The following is a 17,067-nucleotide window of genomic DNA, read 5'->3' on the forward strand; positions in this document are numbered from 1 at the left end:
TTATAAACTATTGAATGATATTTTAAAACAATTGATGCTGCTTTTTAACAGGTATCCTCTTCAATACTTCCTGCTAATTTATCTCTATCTTCAATATGCAAAAGCCCACCTATATTACAGTGGGCTCTAGAACATTGTCCAGTAAGCTAAAAGGCCTATCACTTCGTTCCATATAATCTATCTCCAGCATCACCAAGACCTGGTACTATATATCCATTTCCATTTAATTCTTCATCTATAGCTGCGGTATATATATGTACATCAGGATGAGCTTCCACTACAGCCTCAATCCCCTGCCTTGCAGCTATCAAACACATAAGTTGTATATTCTTTGCACCCTTTCTCTTTAACATAGATATAGCATCTATAGCTGACCCACCTGTCGCCAGCATCGGATCAGTCACTATTATCTCTCTCTCTCCTATATCCTGCGGCAATTTACAAAAATATTCTACAGGCTTTAACGTGGTCTCATCCCTGTAAAGTCCTATATGACCTACTCTTGCTGCAGGTATAAGCCTTAATATTCCACTTACCATGCCAAGTCCTGCTCTCAATATAGGTATTACAGCCACTTTTTTCCCGGAAAGCATTTTACAGGTTGTCTTTCCTATAGGAGTCTCTATTTTCACATCTTCTGTCTGAAAATTTCTAGTTACTTCATAGGCCATAAGCATAGCCACTTCCTCTACAAGATCTCTAAAGTCCTTAGAACCTGTATTTTTGTCCCTTATCAAAGCTAATTTATGCAATACAAGGGGATGAGTTATTTGTGTTATGTTATTCATTTCAATTCCTCCAATTTAATAAATGAATATTTTACAGTTTAAAATTATAGTCTAAAAACAGTAATAGTCTATTTACTATATTTTTTTTCTATTTCAGTAATTTTATCTATTCTTCTTTGATGCCTGCCCCCCTGAAACTCAGCAGATAAAAATGTATCCACTATATCAACTGCAAGCCCTGAACCTGTTACTCTCTGTCCCAGTGCAAGTATATTTGCATTGTTATGTTCTCTACTGGCATGAGCACTAAAAGTATCTCCACAAAGTGCCGCTCTTACTCCCGGTACCTTATTAGCGGCAATGCTTATTCCAATACCAGTGCCACATATAAGTATGCCGAAATCATAGTTCTTATTGGAAACTTCTTCTGCAACTTTTAGTGCATAATCAGGATAATCACAAGAATCCTCTGAAAAAGTACCAAAATCTTCAAATTTCATATCTTTTTCCCGCAAGTATTTCATTACTTCCTTTTTTAACGGAAATCCGGCATGATCACTCCCTATAGCGATTTTCATAAAAAATACCTCCTAAAATATATTATTATTTGATCCTCAACATTATCTGAGCACATACCCGCAAAAAAAGAAGATAATAACATCTAATCAATGCCCATATCTTCTTTTAACTTATTTACTAACAATAAAATGCTATTTTCCAACTGACTATATGTATGTTCATACTCAACAATACTTTTTCCAAAAGGATCCTCTATATCCTCCTTTAAAGAAACAAATTCATTTAAAGTATAGATTTTATTTCTGAATTGATGAAAATTTTTCTGCAGTATATCTTTTATATGTGAAGTCATAGCCAAAACAATCATTGAATTCTTAACCATATACTGATTTACCTGAACAGCTTTTCTATTACTTATGTCTACATTTAAATTTTTCTTTATAACCAATGCAGAATTTTTAGAAGCCACACTATTATCAAATGCCATTATACCTGCAGACAAAGCTTTTACATCCGTCATATTACCTATGGAATTGAATATAGCCTCTGCCATACAACTTCTGCAAGTATTACCTGTACAAACAAACAGTATGTTTTTCACAAACCAGTCCCCCTAAAGTAAAAGTACCCTATGAACAGTATACCTTACACCTTCATAATATCAAACCCTGCAGATTTATTTAACCTATTCATCACAGCAACCCCAATACCTTTTTCTTCAAAAGCTTCAGACAATATAATATCAACTTTTTTATCATCGAAACTCCTAAGGGTTTCAAACAAATTCTTAGACACACTAAGCATATTACTTCTACTACCTAAAGAAACTACTAATCCCTTTTTATAAAAATCTTTTGTTTCATCCGTAGCAATTACCCCTACCACTTTATTTTCATCTATATAATTTTGCACCATTTCATTAATTTTTGCAATAGTTTTTTTCAAATCTCCGTTGACTATTTTTACCGGAGCATTGGGAGCATAGTGTCTATATTTCATTCCGGGTGCTTTAGGTCTTATGTTCTTATCCGGTTTTTTCATAACTGCAGGATCTATATAAACTTCTCTATCTATTTTCCTCAACATTTCAAGTGTTATTCCACCTGGCCTTAATACACAGCTAGGTGTAACTGTACAATCCACTACTGTAGATTCCACCCCCACCTGGCACATCTCTCCTCCCAATATAAAATCCACTTTCCCATTTAAATCTTCTATACATCTTTCAACATCTGTTGGACTTGGACGTCCGGATATATTGGCAGACGGTGCTGCAATGGGAACTCCTGATTTTTCAATAAGTTTTCTAGCTATTATATTAGATGGCATTCTAATTCCCACACTGGGAAGTGATGCACTGGTAGCATCCGGTATAATAGATGATTTAGGAAGAATTACAGTCATAGGTCCAGGCCAAAACTTCTTCATAAATCTATAAGCTATATCCGGTATATCATGCGTCAAAGTTTCTATCTGTTTTATATTCCATATATGTACAATTAAAGGATTGTCCTGTGGCCTGCCCTTAGCTTTAAATATTTTCTTTACCGCTCTTGAATCAAGAGCGTTAGCTCCAAGACCGTAAACAGTTTCTGTTGGGAAAGCTACAAGCCCACCTTCTCTTATTATTTTTCCAGCCTCCTCAATAATCCCTTCATCTAAATTTGTCTCATCTATCATCTTTATTTTCGTATTCATCTGCTAATAAACCACCTTTTATTTTAAAACTACAAGTTTACTATTTTTTAAATGTACATAATTTACAATACCTGTACTATTATAAGCCCTAGGATAATACCACAGAGAGTACCAAGTGTACTTGTTACACCTTCCCATAGTTTTGAAGATTCCGGTATCATCTCTCCACATACCACATACAGCATTATTCCAGAAGCTATAGAAAGACATGCTCCTAACACATTTTGAGATATATTTGCTATGTACGTACCTGCAAAGGTTCCTAAAGCCGTTGGAAAAGCTGTTATAAAAGCATAAAAAAGTATCTTTGGAATTTTTACTTTAGATACCATAAGAGGTGCCGATACGGCAATACCTTCCGGTATATCGTGAATTGCAATTATAATACTCATCTTCAGTCCGAGGGTACTGCCTGCTGCAAATCCGCATCCCATTATTATCCCCTCTGGGAAATTATGGATCATAAGGCCAAGTGAAGCCATAAATGCCATTTTCATATGTTTATTGCTGCTGTTTATATTCACCTTTGCATCAATTGTGGAAATGATCACAATACCTAAGACTGCAAATATTATGGTCAGGCCAAAACTCCATTTTTCAACGGACTGGGGAATTAAATCAAATACTACTACAGATAACATTATTCCCCCTGCAAATCCTATTATAAAGCCCAGCAATTTATCAGACGGTTCTTTCACTGCCACACCTAGTGAAGCCCCTATCATAGTACCTGTAAGAGATACTAAACTCCCTATTGCTACTATGTCAATTAAATTTATACTCAAAAAATCACCTTATGCTTATTATTTATATTTCATATTTATTTTAATACTTCATAATATATGAATTATATTTTTATTTTTCCATTCTTCCAGGTGTAATTTTCTGAGTTCTGTCTATAAAATTTTATTTTTTCTACAGCTTCCTCTGTAAAATGCGCATAGACACAGCTTCTGTACACTGTATCTAAAAATGAATATTTATTCAATTGGCCTCTCTTTATTATAGTATAATAAAAACTCTCTTCAGGCCTTAAAATTTTCAGCTTGTTGTATTCATGGGCAACATAAGCATGTCTTTTGAGAAATTCTCTGTGTACGAGTACCATTCTATCACTTCTGAATTTAGATGTCGAAAGGAGAATAATTCTAAATTCACTTTCATCCGCATTTCTCCGCATATAGTTTTCCACATGCACCAGTACAATTTTATCACATATTATATTTAACCTTCCATTTTTTATTCCCATATTTACTTTCAACTTATATCCGTCATAAATAAAACTCAATGAAGAATTGTCAATTCTTATGATAATAGCCAAAAAAATAAGTGTTTCAAGCACTATAAGGTAAGTTATGTAAAATGTGTAAAATTTACCTGTCAAAATAAAATATCCCGGGAGTATAAAAAAAATAAGGCCTGTAGAAAGCAGAAGTATCTTATGGGATTTTTTTTGCTTCCTAATAGCTTTATCTATATTCATACTTTCCCGTTAAGTGGAGTTTAACGGTTGTTTCAGCTCCTTCCATCTTATATATTACCCCGTATTCCATACTTTCCATAATCATTTCACATATATGTTAGTTACTGCCAATGGCTTTCATTTTCTCCGCCTGATCTGAAGTTATAAGGGCATCTACTATTTCATCTATATCTCCATCTAGAAATGCATCCAATTTATATAGTGTCATTCCTATTCTATGATCTGTAACTCTTCCCTGAGGATAATTATAGGTCCTTATTCTTTCGCTTCTATCGCCCGTTCCCACCTGACTCTTTCTATCTTCTGCTATACTTGCATTTCTCTCAGCTTCTGCCTTTTCATAAAGCCTTGATTTAAGTACCTTCATGGCTTTTTCCTTATTCTTAAGCTGGGATTTTTCATCCTGACAGGATACAACAAGTCCCGTAGGTAAATGTGTAATTCTAACAGCTGAATCCGTAGTATTTACACATTGTCCCCCATGACCTGATGCTCTAAAAACATCTATTCTTATATCGTTTGGATTTACCACTACATCCACATCATCTACTTCTGGAAGTACTGCTACAGTTGCAGTAGAAGTATGAATCCTGCCGCTGGATTCTGTATCTGGAACTCTTTGAACCCTGTGAGTACCGCTTTCATATTTTAACCTGCTGTAGGCTCCCTTTCCTTTTACCATAAATACAATTTCCTTAAATCCACCTATATCCGTAGCATTTAAGCTTATGGTTTCTATTGTCCACCCCTTGCGCTCTGCATATCTGGTATACATTCTTGTAAGATTTGCCGCAAATAAAGCTGCCTCTTCCCCTCCTGCTCCACCTCTAATTTCTACAAATACATTCTTATCATCATTAGGATCTTTAGGAATAAGTAGAATCCTTAATTCATCTTCAATTTCATCTATGCGCTCTGTAAGATTTTTTACCTCTTCCTGTTCCATTTCCCTCATTTCTTTATCCGTTTCCTCTTTAAGCATATCCTTATTGTCTTCTAGATCCTGAACAGCCTTTTTATATTCCCTGTATTTCACAACCACTTCTTCCATTTCGGCATGTTCCTTACACAGTTTTTGCCATTCTTTTTGATTTTCTATAACCGCAGGATCGCTTATTTTAATGGATAATTCCTCATATTTATTTTCTATGAAATCAAGTCTTTCTAACATAATTTTTATCACTCCGTATAAACATTTTCACAATACATTATTATATCATAATACTTTTATTTATAGCAATAAACTTGGAAAACAGAAAATACCTGTTAAATTTACTCTATAATTTTTCCCCCAGCCACCGCACTGATTACTCTATCTTTCCCTGATAGGTCTTTGACACAGGATATATTTATAAAGCCGTATTTTTTCAATATACAGCTTACTTCATCTTTTTGATCATCACCTATTTCAAGCATAAGTACTCCCCCTTTATTTAAAACTGTCAAACTTTCTTTCGCAATTTCTCTATAAAAAACCAGCCCATCTTCTCCTCCACAAAGTGCTTCATAGGGTTCATAGTTTTTTACATCTTCCATCAATGTATCCATCATACTTTTTTTTACATAGGGTGGATTTGATATTATCATTTGAAATTTCATTTTATTTTCAATAAAATATTGAAGTAAATCACTCTTTATCACTTCAACTCTTTTTTGTAGAGAAAATCTTTTTATATTTTCAGTTGCAACCTTTAAAGCTATAGGGGATATATCACAACATTTTATATTTACATTATTTATAAACTTAGCTATAGACAATCCAATTGCCCCAGTTCCACAACACAGGTCACATATATTGTGAAAATTATTACTCCTTACTTTATCTAAGGCCTGTTCTACTAAAGTTTCTGTATCCGGCCTTGGTATCAGCACACCGGGTGTTACCAGAAAATTTAGCCCCATAAATTCACATTCCCTCAATATATATTTTACAGGCATCTTTTTTTCCCTTAACTCTATATATCTACGATAATCTTGGGCCTCCTTTTCAGTAACTTCATAATCGCCATTTATAAATATAAACAGTCTGCTCTTATTTATAGCCTTTCCCAAAAGAAGCTGTACATCCAAAATATAACTATTTATTTCTTCATTTTTTAAGATTTCATATCCATATTTTAAAAGTTCATTTATCTTATTTTTCATAAAAATTCTCTACTTTCATTGAATTCATTTCATTGTACTTTTACATATTCCCAGCTGTACTCCTTCTCTATCTACGCTTACTATATCTTTTATCTGTCCATCTTCATTATACTTGCTTTTTTCATCTTCACTTTCTATCCCCTCCGCATACTTCAGTGCCACAATGGCCACTTCCAATTGACTATAGTCTGGTTCCTCTGTAGTCAAATTTTGAAGCATAAGTCCTGGATAGGATAAAACCCTTGTTAAAAATCCATTGCTTTTCCCCATCCATCTTATAAGTTCATAGGTAACCCCTGATACTAGAGGCAATAATGTTATTCTACATAAGATTCTCTGCCAAATATTTCCCCATCCGGTTAACGAAAAAAGTATTATACTTACTATCATGACTAAAAATAAAAAATTTGTACCACATCTTGGATGAAGTCTGCCAAATTTAGCTGCATTCTCTGGAGTTAATTCTTTTTCATTTTCATAGCAAAAAATAGTCTTATGTTCGGCACCATGATATTGAAATACTCTTTTTATATCTGACATCTTACTTATCACATATATATATATCAAAAATATGGACACTCTGATTATACCTTCCACTATGTTAAGAGATATAGAACCGCGTACTCCAAATTTTTTAAATACATTTGCTGCAAAAGTCGGAAATATGAAAAATAACAAAATTGCTATAGTAAGAGATATAATAAGAGTTATACCTATGAGTACGGCTTCACTTTTTTCCTTAAATATACCTTCAAACCAATCATCAAATTTCGTAGGTTCCTCTTCTTCTTGAAAAAACGTTGCTGAATAATTCAATGTATTTATACCCACAATCAATGATTCTATTAAAGATACAAATCCCCTTATAACAGGTAACCCAAAAAATTTGTTTTTCTTACTATAGGGTATACTCTCCTCCCTGTTAACTACAATTTCACCATTGGATTTTCTAACAGCGATAGCTATACCGTGGATCCCTCTCATCATAACTCCTTCTATTACAGCTTGACCTCCAACAGATGTTTTTCTTGACATTGTATTCACCTCTCATGCAATCTATTTTATCTAAAGGCTTCACCTTCATTTTAAAGCTCAAAGTTGCAAAAATTAAATATCAACTCTTTATATAATCAAATATATTCTAACAGAGGTATTAAATATATTAAAGTATTTATTTGATTTCTCTATAATAAATTAGCCCTACTCACAGAAATTTTTGGCTGTTTGTTGACTTAGCACTATGCCTGTGTTATAATACAGGAGTTAAAATTAGAGTTTCGTCATATAAACTTGAAAGAGGTGAACAATATGAAAAAAGGCATACATCCAGAATACTATCATGATGCGGTAGTTAAGTGTGCATGTGGAAACACCTTTACAACTGGCTCCACAAAAAAAGAGTTAAAGGTGGAAATATGCTCTAAATGCCATCCTTTCTTCACTGGTAAACAAAAGATAGTCGACGCCGGTGGAAGAGTTGATAGATTCTTAAAGAAATTTAATTTGAAAAATGAAGAATAATTACAATAAAATATACAATTTCTCATTTTATTATAGGACCTGTCTTTAAGTATAAAAAGACAGGTCTTTATTCTAACGCTTATCTAATGATTTATTCAATTCCATCTTGCTTGCAATATTCATAAACTCTACATTATTCTTTGTTTTTGCCAATAGGTTTATTAGTTGTTCAGTAATATTTTGAATGTTGTCATCATATAGCACTTTTCTTATATTAAAAGCAGTTTCCCTTTCAAGTTGGCTTTCAAAAAGCAAATCCTCTCTTCTCGTACCAGACTTATATATATCTATAGCAGGGAATATTCTCCTTTCCTGAAGCTTTCTGTTTAAATGCACCTCCATATTTCCAGTGCCTTTAAATTCTTCAAATATCATATCATCCATTCTACTTCCGGTTTCAATCAATGCAGTAGCAAGTATAGTGAGGCTTCCTCCTTCTTCTATATTTCTAGCAGCACCAAAAAACTTTTTTGGCATTATAAGTGCTCCCGGATCCAAACCTCCTGAAAGAGTCCTACCAGTTGGAGTTATAGTCAGATTATATGCTCTGGAAAGCCTGGTGATACTATCCAAAAGTATTACTACGTCCTGACCTTGTTCCACCATTCTTTTGGTTCTCTCAAGCACCATATAGGCAACTTTAGTATGATGTTCCGGTTCTTCGTCAAAAGTAGAATAAATTACTTCTCCATTTATAGATCTCTGCATGTCAGTAACTTCTTCAGGTCTCTCATCTATAAGTAAAACTATAAGTTTTATTTCTGGGTGATTCTTTGAAATACTCTGGGCTATTTTTTTTAGAAGAGTAGTTTTGCCTGCTTTAGGTGGGGCAACTATAATTCCTCTCTGTCCTTTGCCTATAGGTGATATTATATCCATAAGTCTTGTAGACAGATTTGAACTTTGAGTTTCTAACCTTAATCTCTGATTAGGATATATAGGAGTGAGTGTTTCAAAAGGTTTTCTTCCAACTGCTCTTTCTGGATTCTCCCCATTTACTTTTTGAACGTACAGTAATGCTTTAAACTTTTCTCCTTCTTTTGGAATTCTAACTTTTCCGCATACCTCATCACCGGTTTTTAAATTGAATCTTCTTATTTGAGATGGGGATACATATATATCGTCAGGACCTGTAAGATAATTTTTACCTCTTAAAAATCCATAATTATTATTTTCAATTATCTCAAGCACTCCTCTTGCACTATCTGATTCGCTTATCATTTCCTTAAGCTTTTCTCTTTTTTCATCACAATTTATCCTTTGTTCCTGTGATTTAGATTCGTGAATTTTATTCTCTGATGTTTTTATACCATGTTCCAACTCCTTGTGTTTGCTTAACTCCTCATTTTTAGGGCTTATTTTCTCTCTAAGTACGATACCGTTTTTATTTATATAAGCAGGAGAAACCCTTTTTATTTCTTCAATTAATTCAGATTTTTTATATTTAGATATATTTTTGATCTCGAGGGCCTTTGCAATATCTTTCAATTTTGCAACTGTCATATTATCTATATCTTCACTGTTCAAAAAGTAACACCTCACAATTATTAAATTTTATATTTTAACGTAATCTTGGGAAAATCAAAATAAAATTGAAAATATAATATAAAAATACTATATTTATAAGTAAAGAATTCCTATTATAGAAAGGTTACATTTCAAAATACATTATACCCCTTTTTTAGACTTTAATCCATCTCATTTTATAATAATTATAAATAAAAATAAAAATATTATATAAGTGCATATATTTTTTCCTTGATCTCATTATACTTTAAAATTTTATTTTTTATAACATTATAATTGCCTATATACAAGATTGGGAATCCCAGAATCTCACAGCCTCCAATTATAATATCTTTTCTAACCAGATAATTGATGTTATATCTAAAATAATGAATATTCCCACACAGTTCACATTGAACACTCAAAAGTAAAATTTTATTATTTACAAGACTTATCTTTAAAGAGGTGAAGCTCTCATTGATTTTATTTACATCAAATACGGAAAAATTTTTAATATCATATTTTCCTTCTGAATTTCTAGCAGCAACACTTATATTTGTTTGAAGTATCATAAAATTCACCCCTAATTTACACTTTAATTTACACTTTAATTTAAAATTTATTTTACAGCTATGCAATTATATTCTATAAATATCTCCAAAATCCTTCATAATTTTATTTTATTTTTCTCTATCGATCTTATTTCAATTCACAATTGATTTAATATAGAGTTGTAGAAGATTTTCAGCAGGAGCCAAAAATCTTCTACAACTTGATATTTACACTTTGGATTTTTAAATACACAATAAGAACTAAGCACTTTACTCAAAAATCACCTAGTCATTCAATTTCCCATAATCTAAAGACGCCCTTATAAACTCTCTAAATAAAGGATGTGGTCTATTGGGCCTGGATTTCAATTCTGGATGAAACTGTACTCCTACAAACCAAGGATGATCTTTTATTTCTACAATTTCAACTAATCTCGAATCAGGACTGACTCCAGAAAGTACCAGCCCCGCTTTTTCTAACTTATTTCTATAAAAATTATTAAATTCATATCTATGTCTATGCCTTTCATGTATAACTTCTTCTCCATAAGCTTTAAAAGAATTACTTTCATTTAAAAGCTTACATGGATAGCTGCCTAATCTCATGGTACCGCCTTTTTTATCTATATCCTTTTGATCCGGCATCAAATCTATAACAGGATATTTGGTATAAGGATCTATTTCCGAACTGTGGGCTCCTTTATAACCAAGCACATTTCTCGCAAATTCTATTACAGCACATTGCATTCCCAGACATATGCCAAAGAATGGTACTTTATTTTTTCTAGCCCATCCTGCAGACAATATCTTTCCATCTATTCCCCTATCTCCGAATCCTCCTGGAATAAGTATACCATCTGCATCTTTTAGATAATCTCCTATATTTTCTTCAGTAACATTTTCAGAATTTATCCATTTTATATTAACTCTCGCCCCATTGGCATATCCACCATGATTCAACGCCTCAACTACAGATATATAAGCGTCATGAAGTTCTACATACTTTCCAACTAAAGCTATATTTACACTTCTCGATAACTTCTTTATTCTATTTACCATCTCTATCCATTCAGTATTGTCTATTTTACCACTTTTTAGTCTTAATTTTCTGCATACCAAATCATCCAATCCTTCTTGATGAAGCATCAGTGGAACTTCATATAAATTTTCAGCATCTAAATTTTCAATTACAGAGTCTCTCTCTACATTACAAAATAACCCTATCTTTTCTTTTAATTCATTGGAAATCAATTTCTCTGAACGGCATACTATTATATCAGGCTGTATTCCAATGCTCCTCAATTCCTTAACTGAATGTTGAGTAGGTTTAGTTTTTAATTCTCCCGACTTTTTTAAATAGGGAACCAATGTAACATGTATAAAACATACATTTTCTATTCCCACATCATATTTTATCTGTCTTATAGCTTCCAAAAAAGGCAGTGACTCTATATCTCCTACCGTTCCGCCAATTTCAGTTATAACCACATCAATATCTTTTTCCTCCGCTACTTTATATACCCTGGACTTTATCTCATTCGTTATATGTGGAATCACTTGAACCGTACTTCCTAAATACTCTCCCTTTCTCTCTTTTGATATAACTGACCAATATACTTTTCCTGTAGTAACATTGTTGTTTTTACTTAAATTTTCATCTATAAATCTCTCATAATGGCCTAAATCTAAATCTGTCTCTGCTCCGTCATCTGTAACAAAAACCTCTCCATGTTGATATGGACTCATAGTACCTGGATCTACATTTATATATGGATCGAATTTTTGGATTGAAACTTTAAGTCCTCTATTTTTCAAAAGTCGTCCCAATGAAGCTGCTGTTATTCCCTTCCCCAGCGAAGATACTACTCCCCCAGTTACAAATATATACTTTGTATTCATAAGTTTCTGCTTTTAAAAGCAGTGTCACCCCCTGTTTTTTATCCTGGTAAAATTTAAATTGCATATTTTTTAAATAAATTATTTGAAAAAAAAGCATAAATAATTTTCAAAAATTTTCTCATATATTATTGACAAAATATCTAATTAGTTTTATAATGAAAAATACCCTCACAAATAAAATAGTATGTTTTGTCCAAAAACATACTTAATATGATACCATATTTTCTATTTATATTCTAGGTTTTTTTGCTTTTATAAAACATTTATTTTATTCTACTCTATCTATTAGCTCTTCTGCTTCAAAATACATATCTCTTATACGCTTGTTTAATAGTAATTTTTTTTCCGCTTTTCTTATGTTATTTTTCATGTTATTCCTATTTACAGAGGGAAAATCTTTTTTTAATACATCTAGATCATAACACTCATACTTATTAACAAGTAAAAAAAACAGATATTTGCAGGATTCATCTTTTAAGATCTCCAACAGTTTTTTTCTATCCAGTCCTTTATATTTACACAATATCTCAATAATTTTGGAATATACTTTTTCTTTATCATTAAAATATCTTCTCAATATACACCCTCCTTTTTTACACTTATCTGTTTATTTAATTATTGCCATATATAAAACTTTTAATCAAAAATAAAATTTTTAGACTGAAAATTAAAAGTGAAAAGCTAAAAGTTGACAGCCGCTACTTGGTTTTTATATTCACCTTTAACTGTGTATCCTGAGCAGTTTGTCCTGCTAAACTCATGCTATAATTAATCAATACATCCCCTCCATTTTCCCCTACATCTATGTTTATTTCATTAGTCTTTATCTTCAATTCTATAGCCCCATAAGGTGTCTTATACATAGATCTACTTCTTTCATACTTATTAAAATCCATTTTAGCATTAGTGCTCCCCATTCTTATGAGAGATAATTTATTATTTTTTATTTTTAAAGTAGTAGTAGTTCCCTCCATTCCAGATAACTGAGTTTCTTTATAAACCGCATAATAACAGTCATTTTTTTTGTAAAAGTCTCCGGGAGTAACTACTTCTATAACTTCATTATTATCAGATTGCTTACTGGATAAAGATATAATTGCCTTTTTCTTCATAGTTAAACTTTAACCTGCCTTTCTAATTTCTACATCAACAAAATCTTAAAATTTACTTTATTATATCAAATGGGCCAGGATTTTTATAGAATTTTTACTTTATTTTTGGGTATGATTCAAGCAAAAATATACCCTATAGGTTAAACACAGCCTTATTTCTGCATCTACCTTTTAGGGTACATTTATATTTTATGATTATAGGCTATATAGTTAACTCTCCATTAGGAGTATTAATTATTTGAATTATCTTTTCTTCATATCCAGTTTCAGCATTTATATAGACTTTAAAATCATCATTCTTATAATCTCCAGAAAATTCATAACACAATATTTCACTATTCGCTTCCGTAGGGATTATAACAAGCCTTCTGCCGGTTATATTCAATCTCTTCCCAACTTTTTCTTTGGCCTCTTCATAGCTCATCTTTGGGGTTGATATTTTCCTTTTTTCAATATGAGACATTAAATACTTATCTGCTTCTACACCTATGATATCCCCATTATCCAAAGCTATTTTTAATTTTATTTGATCCGGATATATTAATATATTATTTTGATTATACACATAACTTATTACTGCTATATTATTATATCTCAGAGAGTAGGTAGGAACCATATTATCGTATCCTAAATTTTTCAAGTATCTTATTCCTATATTCCGGGATTTTTCTGCAGATATGGAGCTGTTATTTACAGCTCTATCATTTATCAAATAGGATATCCTTCCGCCTTTTTTGCTTATTTCACATATTACTCTGTCTCCTTTTCTATTTCTATTTTTTAGGGCAGCAGTAAATCTATATACATCTATGTCAGCTTTTCCCTTAACAGAAGATACATTCAGGCTCTCTATTTTTGCCTCTCCTATTATTTTTCTAGCTATAGCTTCTGCTTTCTTTTCTGATACCTGTTTTTGCGAATTAATTTTAGGTTTAACCTGCAGTACATTGTCTGAAAATGGCCCATCATAAATCAATGCCGGATACTGAACTATTTGCTTCTGCATACCTTGAAATTGTTCAGATATAGAATTATCATTATTTTTTGCAAATGCACCAGTAATTTTTTTTCTTATTTCTCCCCACTTGACCTTTCCCTGATTTATATTATCAGCTGTAGCTTTCAGCTGACCCTCTAAAATTACGGACTGTTTTTTTAATCTCTCTATATTGTCATAATCATCATTGGTCAATTGTTTCCCGCTAGTAGATAACTTGCCTAAATTATAGCAAAAATCTCCAGTTTGGCTTAAAAATTTGCTGGTGCCAGATATTGTCGGCTGATCTACTGGAAGGGAATGTAATTTATCATTAGCTATACCAGAATATCTAAATATCTCTTCAAAAACAACTATCGCCTGTTCTCTTGACCCTACTATAGCTGCTTTTGTTAAATTTACTCTTATATTTTGCACTGCATCTATAAGCTCATACATGCTTTTTCCATATTCACCTTGAAGATAATTTCTATAGTCATTTCTTTCCAGAGTCATAAGAACTGCAAAAGTACTTGAAAATACTACAATCAAAATTACTAATGCCGTGTATATAATTCTCTTTTTTGCAATTTTCACAGAACTCCACCTCTTTCTCACAGAGAGTTTTACTGGTAAATTCAATCTTTGTTCATATTATTTGCATTTATTCAATTGTTATGTATTATTAGTTTAATAATGTTCATAAAAGTCAATACTATTTTATGGATTATTATTAATTTTTTCTTAAATGTTTATTAAATGAGTTTATTATTCTTACTACATTTTATATAATAAGATTACATACTTAATCAGAAGGTGATTAGATGAACGTTTTAATTCTCTCAATTTCCGCTGGAGGCGGACATGGTAATGCCGCTGAGGCGCTAAAAAGCTACATATCCTTGAGAGATCCAGCATCAAAGGTAAAAATTGTTGATGCCTTAAAATATATAAATCCCATAATAGATAAAGTAGTAATAGGCAGCTACTTGAAGTCACTAAAAGTATCTCCTTCTTTATATGGAAAATTATACAGTTATTCAGAAGGCGATTACACAATCACAACTACAATAAGTTCAAAACTTATTGAGTCTCTGACTTACAAGCTACTTCCTCTTATAAATGAGTTTGATCCTGATATATTAATATCTACTCATTCATTTACTACAGAAATGTTGTCTGTATTGAAATCAAAATATCATATAGGCATACCTTGTATGTGTATAATTACCGATTATTATTCTCATACTTCCTGGCTTCATCCTTATATAGATGCCTATGTGATTTCCAATAAAGACATGATAAAAAAGATGATGTCTAAAGGCATACCAAAAGACACCATATATAATTTAGGTATTCCCGTTAAACCTGAGTTTAACATAAACTATAACAGATGTGATACATTGAAAAATTTAAAATTGTCTCAATCGAAATTTACCATTTTGGTTATGGGAGGAAGTTTAGGCTTAGGTAAAATAGCAGATATATACAAGGAACTTGATAAAATAAATGAAGACATTCAGATAATAATCATAACTGGCAAAAATAAAAAGCTCTATTCGGAACTTTTAAAAATTAAAATGTCTTCTTCTAAGGAAACCCGAATAATAGGCTTTACCGACCAGGTAAACAAATACATGCAGGCCAGTGATCTTCTTCTGACCAAGCCCGGAGGGCTTACTATTTCTGAGGCATTAATATGCAAAATACCTCTGGGGTTATTTTCTCCTATACCCGGTCAGGAGGAAAAAAATGCTCAATTTTTATTGAGAAATAATTTAGCAGTAAATTTAACCGATATAAGCAGATGTAAAGAAAATATCGAAAAACTTCTCAACTCCAAAGAAAAATTGAAAATTATAAGTGAAAACTGTAATAAATTTGCCAGACCTTATGCTGTAAATGACATATTTAACTTAATCAATTGGCTTATAGAAAAAAATTTAGCTAAAAAAACCTTAACTGGGAACGAAAAAATAAACAATAGAGATACTCTTAAGACATTTTTTAAATGTGCTGAAGAACACTTTGTCAAGACTGCCCAAAAACTATTTGCAGGAAATTAACTAATATAAACTCAAATTCCAATATACAAGTGATGGCTAATCAGGACACGGATTCCTTACATATTTGTTGTTAACTAGAATTTAATATCTGTAAAGCCCACTTGTATGTATTTTCACAATACTGTCCATTGTATTTAATGGTCCTTATACTCCTATGCTTTTCAGTATTTCTAATATCTTAAATTTGAATTTTATGTTTCTTTTATTTAATCCCAATGATGCATTATCCACCATCTTATATTCTTCCGGTGTCAAAACTTTTTTCATCTCATTTTCCGTTTTCTCATAAGATACTTGTCCCTTTGTAATATCAACAAAGCATAATGGAGGGAACATAACACACCACCAGTTTTGCCCCTGCCCGCTGCCTATAATTATTCTATAAGCTTCATATTTCCCCTGGGGAAGAGTTATATTCCCATAAGTTTTTATAGGAAAATTTACTTTGGATAAAGTACTATCGACTTTATAATCATAACCTTCTTTTCTTATTTCACTGCTAGCTATTTTTAACATTTCTCCATTGTTTTCTCTTAAAATTTTTCTGGATTCTTCTATATTTTTTGAATTCTTCAATTTAGGAGCTATATATCCCAGTATTTTATCCCTCACTCTTAATTTAAGAGCTTGATCACTTTTTGAATCACTGTTTGCTATAACATGAAATCTTATTATCTTAGACGCCATGTCATGCTGCATGTTATTATTTCTCACTTCAGCCAAAAGAGAGTTTGCAGTAAATACACTTAAAATACCTATTATAAATATCAATAAAACCTTCTTCACGATTTCATCCCCACTTTTCTATGATTATTTATATATACCTCACTAGTAATTATTGACATATATTCAAGTTATATTCA

The 17,067-nt window shown here is 31.9% G+C and carries 18 protein-coding genes; 2 read left to right on the forward strand and 16 right to left on the reverse strand.

The features are described from left to right. Positions 1-158: 158 nt before the first annotated feature. The 9 genes from upp to LN736_RS02195 form a co-directional block, all read right to left on the reverse strand. Positions 159-788, reverse strand: coding sequence for a uracil phosphoribosyltransferase (upp, locus tag LN736_RS02155; RefSeq protein ID WP_150357569.1), 630 nt, complete (start codon positions 786-788; stop codon positions 159-161). A gap of 68 nt (positions 789-856) precedes the next feature. Next, positions 857-1,306: a ribose 5-phosphate isomerase B gene (gene rpiB / locus LN736_RS02160; RefSeq protein ID WP_150357571.1), complete on the reverse strand. Its 450-nt coding sequence runs from the start codon at positions 1,304-1,306 to the stop codon at positions 857-859. Between the two features lie 83 nt (positions 1,307-1,389). After that, the gene (locus LN736_RS02165) at positions 1,390-1,848 is read right to left on the reverse strand and encodes a low molecular weight protein arginine phosphatase (RefSeq protein WP_150357573.1); all 459 of its coding nucleotides are present in this window, start codon (positions 1,846-1,848) and stop codon (positions 1,390-1,392) included. Positions 1,849-1,892: 44 nt separating this feature from the next. Beyond that, the gene (locus LN736_RS02170; protein WP_229980681.1) at positions 1,893-2,945 is read right to left on the reverse strand and encodes an L-threonylcarbamoyladenylate synthase; all 1,053 of its coding nucleotides are present in this window, start codon (positions 2,943-2,945) and stop codon (positions 1,893-1,895) included. Positions 2,946-3,007: 62 nt separating this feature from the next. After that, a complete protein-coding gene (locus LN736_RS02175; protein WP_378060945.1) occupies positions 3,008-3,670 on the reverse strand; it encodes a ZIP family metal transporter in 663 nt (220 codons plus the stop codon). Between the two features lie 122 nt (positions 3,671-3,792). Next, complete coding sequence (locus LN736_RS02180) at positions 3,793-4,428, reverse strand: hypothetical protein (protein WP_229980683.1); 636 nt, start codon at positions 4,426-4,428, stop codon at positions 3,793-3,795. Positions 4,429-4,525: 97 nt separating this feature from the next. After that, complete coding sequence (gene prfA / locus LN736_RS02185) at positions 4,526-5,599, reverse strand: peptide chain release factor 1 (RefSeq protein WP_150357581.1); 1,074 nt, start codon at positions 5,597-5,599, stop codon at positions 4,526-4,528. 101 nt (positions 5,600-5,700) lie between these two features. After that, a complete protein-coding gene (prmC, locus tag LN736_RS02190) occupies positions 5,701-6,573 on the reverse strand; it encodes a peptide chain release factor N(5)-glutamine methyltransferase (RefSeq protein ID WP_179978131.1) in 873 nt (290 codons plus the stop codon). 24 nt (positions 6,574-6,597) lie between these two features. After that, complete coding sequence (locus LN736_RS02195) at positions 6,598-7,608, reverse strand: DUF1385 domain-containing protein (protein WP_179978132.1); 1,011 nt, start codon at positions 7,606-7,608, stop codon at positions 6,598-6,600. Positions 7,609-7,881: 273 nt separating this feature from the next. On the opposite strand from LN736_RS02195, the gene rpmE reads away from it, so the two are divergent. Beyond that, complete coding sequence (gene rpmE / locus LN736_RS02200) at positions 7,882-8,094, forward strand: 50S ribosomal protein L31 (RefSeq protein ID WP_150357586.1); 213 nt, start codon at positions 7,882-7,884, stop codon at positions 8,092-8,094. Between the two features lie 72 nt (positions 8,095-8,166). On the opposite strand, the gene rho is transcribed toward rpmE, so the two are convergent. The 6 genes from rho to ypeB form a co-directional block, all read right to left on the reverse strand. Further along, positions 8,167-9,597 carry a transcription termination factor Rho gene (rho, locus tag LN736_RS02205; RefSeq protein ID WP_378060947.1) on the reverse strand — a complete coding sequence of 477 codons (1,431 nt, stop codon included), beginning with the start codon at positions 9,595-9,597 and terminating at the stop codon, positions 8,167-8,169. 230 nt (positions 9,598-9,827) lie between these two features. Next, positions 9,828-10,172, reverse strand: coding sequence for a hypothetical protein (locus LN736_RS02210; protein ID WP_229980685.1), 345 nt, complete (start codon positions 10,170-10,172; stop codon positions 9,828-9,830). A 264-nt stretch (positions 10,173-10,436) separates the two neighbouring features. Then, a complete protein-coding gene (locus LN736_RS02215; protein ID WP_179978135.1) occupies positions 10,437-12,050 on the reverse strand; it encodes a CTP synthase in 1,614 nt (537 codons plus the stop codon). Positions 12,051-12,318: 268 nt separating this feature from the next. Then, the gene (locus LN736_RS02220; protein ID WP_150356174.1) at positions 12,319-12,627 is read right to left on the reverse strand and encodes a ribose-5-phosphate isomerase; all 309 of its coding nucleotides are present in this window, start codon (positions 12,625-12,627) and stop codon (positions 12,319-12,321) included. Between the two features lie 121 nt (positions 12,628-12,748). After that, on the reverse strand, positions 12,749-13,162 hold the full coding sequence (locus LN736_RS02225) for a DUF1934 domain-containing protein (RefSeq protein WP_150356173.1): 414 nt from the start codon (positions 13,160-13,162) through the stop codon (positions 12,749-12,751). Positions 13,163-13,364: 202 nt separating this feature from the next. After that, the gene (gene ypeB, locus LN736_RS02230) at positions 13,365-14,735 is read right to left on the reverse strand and encodes a germination protein YpeB (RefSeq protein ID WP_150356172.1); all 1,371 of its coding nucleotides are present in this window, start codon (positions 14,733-14,735) and stop codon (positions 13,365-13,367) included. A 227-nt stretch (positions 14,736-14,962) separates the two neighbouring features. On the opposite strand from ypeB, the gene LN736_RS02235 reads away from it, so the two are divergent. Continuing rightward, positions 14,963-16,204 (forward strand): MGDG synthase family glycosyltransferase, encoded by a 1,242-nt coding sequence (locus LN736_RS02235; protein ID WP_179978136.1) that lies wholly within the window; start codon positions 14,963-14,965, stop codon positions 16,202-16,204. 144 nt (positions 16,205-16,348) lie between these two features. On the opposite strand, the gene spoIIR is transcribed toward LN736_RS02235, so the two are convergent. Further along, positions 16,349-16,990, reverse strand: a complete 642-nt coding sequence (gene spoIIR, locus LN736_RS02240) for a stage II sporulation protein R (protein ID WP_179978137.1) — start codon at positions 16,988-16,990, stop codon at positions 16,349-16,351. Positions 16,991-17,067: the final 77 nt, after the last annotated feature.

This window comes from Clostridium aromativorans, from assembly GCF_020908015.1.
GTDB classification, from domain to species: Bacteria; Bacillota; Clostridia; order Clostridiales; family Clostridiaceae; genus Clostridium_B; species Clostridium_B aromativorans.

Bases quoted from the DNA above. Each gene is read 5' to 3' on its own strand.
- LN736_RS02175 (WP_378060945.1), bottom strand. From the start codon at position 3,670: ATGATAGGGGCTTCACTAGGTGTGGCAGTGAAAGAACCGTCTGATAAA.
- LN736_RS02170 (WP_229980681.1), bottom strand. From the start codon at position 2,945: ATGAATACGAAAATAAAGATGATAGATGAGACAAATTTAGATGAAGGG.
- LN736_RS02225 (WP_150356173.1), bottom strand. From the start codon at position 13,162: ATGAAGAAAAAGGCAATTATATCTTTATCCAGTAAGCAATCTGATAAT.
- LN736_RS02235 (WP_179978136.1), top strand. From the start codon at position 14,963: ATGAACGTTTTAATTCTCTCAATTTCCGCTGGAGGCGGACATGGTAAT.
- rpmE (WP_150357586.1), top strand. From the start codon at position 7,882: ATGAAAAAAGGCATACATCCAGAATACTATCATGATGCGGTAGTTAAG.
- LN736_RS02195 (WP_179978132.1), bottom strand. From the start codon at position 7,608: ATGTCAAGAAAAACATCTGTTGGAGGTCAAGCTGTAATAGAAGGAGTT.
- LN736_RS02180 (WP_229980683.1), bottom strand. From the start codon at position 4,428: ATGAATATAGATAAAGCTATTAGGAAGCAAAAAAAATCCCATAAGATA.
- LN736_RS02210 (WP_229980685.1), bottom strand. From the start codon at position 10,172: ATGATACTTCAAACAAATATAAGTGTTGCTGCTAGAAATTCAGAAGGA.
- rpiB (WP_150357571.1), bottom strand. From the start codon at position 1,306: ATGAAAATCGCTATAGGGAGTGATCATGCCGGATTTCCGTTAAAAAAG.
- prfA (WP_150357581.1), bottom strand. From the start codon at position 5,599: ATGTTAGAAAGACTTGATTTCATAGAAAATAAATATGAGGAATTATCC.
- LN736_RS02215 (WP_179978135.1), bottom strand. From the start codon at position 12,050: ATGAATACAAAGTATATATTTGTAACTGGGGGAGTAGTATCTTCGCTG.
- upp (WP_150357569.1), bottom strand. From the start codon at position 788: ATGAATAACATAACACAAATAACTCATCCCCTTGTATTGCATAAATTA.
- prmC (WP_179978131.1), bottom strand. From the start codon at position 6,573: ATGAAAAATAAGATAAATGAACTTTTAAAATATGGATATGAAATCTTA.
- rho (WP_378060947.1), bottom strand. From the start codon at position 9,597: ATGACAGTTGCAAAATTGAAAGATATTGCAAAGGCCCTCGAGATCAAA.